2 protein-coding genes are annotated in these 2871 nt (G+C 44.6%); both read left to right on the top strand.

Translation table 11 applies throughout. The features are described from left to right. Positions 1 to 2458 (top strand): tape measure protein (locus tag OKC24_RS19390; RefSeq protein ID WP_265466259.1); only part of this gene is annotated, 2458 nt, incomplete at its 5' end. Between the two features lie 2 nt (positions 2459 to 2460). Next, the coding region (locus OKC24_RS19385; RefSeq protein WP_265466258.1) for a hypothetical protein at positions 2461 to 2871 on the top strand (411 nt) is incomplete at its 3' end.

Genomic DNA, 2871 nt, shown 5'->3' with positions numbered 1-2871 from the left:
TGGCGTACTTCGCGGTGATGAATTTAACTCAATCATGGAGCAAGCGCCGGGCATATCTTCCGCTTTAGCCAAATCACTGGATGTTACAACTGGTGAGCTGCGCAAGATGGCTGAAAATGGCGAGCTGTCAGCAGAGAAAGTAATTAAAGCCCTGCAAGACCAATCAGCAGCGATTGAAGCGGATTATGCAAAGTTTCCAACCACTATTGGCAACGCCTTACAGCGTATTTCGACACAGTGGCAAATCCTAATTGGTTCTATGGATCAGGCCAATGGTGCATCTGCAACTGTGGCGCAATGGCTGGTAACACTTGCAGATAACATGGGCATTGTGGAAACACTGCTTAATGATATTGGTTCTGGTTTTGTTTGGGTGGGTGATCAGCTTTCATTTATTGATGTATCTGTTTTTGATAGCCTTAAATTAGCTTTATCCAGTGCTTATGATGCAATTAAAGATGTGATAGCGGTTGCTGCTGATCTGGGTAAAACAATTACAGATATTTTAGGTACATCGCTTAGCAATGTTTTGGCTGTACTTTCATCATTTACTGGTGAAGCAACAACAGCTGCTGAGCAAGTTAGTTTTTTAGAACGAACCTTACAAGGCTTATCGATTGCGTTTGGATTTGTGGCTGACGGTGCTGCTGCAATAAAAATTGGGGTGAATCTTTTAGCAGGAGCTTTCTTTGATTTAGCATCAGCTGCCAATAGTGTTTTAGCAGCCGTTACCTGGGGTGATGTAAGTAAACAGTTTGCATCCAATGCTGATGCAATGAAGGAAAAGGCTAAGCAGTATTATGCTGAGGCCGAAAATGATGCACTGGTATTTCATTCTAAGGGGATGCAACGGTTAGAAGAGGCGGCTCAAACCGAACAAGAAAAGAATGCACAAACCCTACTTAAAGCAAAGAACTTGGTCGATCAGTTGCTATTAGAAAATCAGCGTGAAGTTGATGGAAAGAAAGTAACAGAACAAGAAAAGCTAAATGCTATCCAAGCCTATGCTGAAGCGGCGATTACAGCGAACAAAGGTGTTATGGATGGCACGATGCAAGCTGACCTGATGACAAAGGGATATATTGTCACCATGGACGAAGCTGGCAAAGTGTCAGTTACTGCTTGGGATGCGGCGGCTGCGGGAGCTGACAAGGTTTCTGGATCTGCTGACCGAGCAAGAAAAGCTGCGGTTGCGATCGGGCTTGATTTGGATGTTTCATTGAATCGAGTTTCTGCAAAATTTAAAGAGACCGAAGGTCAGCTGGATAATTTTGCACAAGGTCTTGAAGGCTTAGGTATTAAGGGCAAGCAAGCAGCCAAAGTGACATTTGAAGCTTGGCTAAAATGGCTAGAAATTGCAAAAAGCCAAGCTGAAATTGACTACGCTAAAGCAAAACTAAAGGAGTTTGGTAACCAAGGACAGATTTCCACATCACAAGTTGAGCAAGGTTTAATTGCTATTAAGTTTCAGGCTCAAAAGCTGCCGGACGAAATAGACCCAGTTACAGAGTCATTTAAACGCCTTGGCATTGAGACCAAAGAAAATCTTAAGCTTGCCGCTCAACAAGCATTGATGGATTTCATTAATGTTCGTGATAGTGGGCAGGCAACAGCTGAAGGTATTCAAAAAGCCTACGAGAAGGCGGCTCAAGCTGCCGCCGCATCAGGTGACACTGGAAGAGTTGCCGCTGTAAATGCATTGAATGCTGGGCGTAATCTTGAAGTCCAAATCGATTCCACAGGTAAAGCCTCAGTTAAAGCCATGAATGACTGGGCTGCGTCAAACGATCAAGTTCGAAACTCCGCAGAAGGCATTGCTGATGGCTTCCGCAATGCTGGCCAAGTTGCCCGCGATGAAGCCAAATCATCAACTGAAGCATGGGCAGATGCAGTTAATGCGGCCTCAGCCCAATTTGATGCAGAGATGAAACGCCAAGGCGAATCACTAAGCAAAGGGATTTATAACTACAACTCATACAGTAAAGCTGATGTTTTGGCCCAACTGAAGAGTAAGGGGTATAGCGATAAAGAAGCTGAAAAACTTGCTGGCTCAATCTGGTCCAAAGGCTTGGAGGCTGACCGCGACGCTAAAGCAAGCAATATGGCAAAAGGCGGCAATGCGGGGCTGAATTATCTAATTCAGCAAGAGTTTGATAATGCCGCAGCAAAAGGGCAAACAACTCAAAATGGTACAAACAAGATTAATGAATTGTTGCGTCAGCTAGACAGCAACAGTCTTGTATCAGCAGGTCCTTCACCCAAGGCTGTTGATGTGAATAGCCTCGCACCCAGCGTGAGTACTCCAGTTCCAAGAGTCACTGCAACCCCTACTTCTCGGACAGTACAAAACAATATTTCAATTAATGGCAAAACAATCAGCATCCCTGTGGCTGAGGAAAATCAAGGTAATTTTAATGACTTCCTAAGTGAACTGGAAATGCTTAAAAAAGGTATGTGACTATGCGACTCGTACGCAAATCAACATCTGAAGCCGTCTCATTAGAAGACGGCTTTTTATGGTCTGATGAATTCTCTTGGAAGGCCATTGAGCAGAATCAGGCCTATGCCATAGATGGTGCGTTGATCATTCAGGAAGGTAAAAAGAAATCGGGCCGACCGATTACCTTGCAGCCGGCAGATCAGGAAATGGGCTGGATCAAGCTGCATGAACTTCGGACGCTTCGGGATTGGTCTGTGCTGCAGGGTGAAAACTTTAGGCTGCAATTTGAACAGCCGCATGACAACCGGCAATTCACCGTCAAATTTAATCATCAGGATGGGGCTTTAGAGGCAGCACCGGTAAAAGGAATTCCAGCGGTATCACTGGATGATTATTACAACGTGACTTTACGATTTTTGGAGCTAGAAAAT

This window comes from Acinetobacter entericus (assembly GCF_026168575.1).
GTDB lineage: Bacteria > Pseudomonadota > Gammaproteobacteria > Pseudomonadales > Moraxellaceae > Acinetobacter > Acinetobacter bouvetii.
The sequence above is the reverse complement of the archived record's forward strand: the minus strand, read 5'-3'. Positions and strand labels throughout refer to the sequence as shown.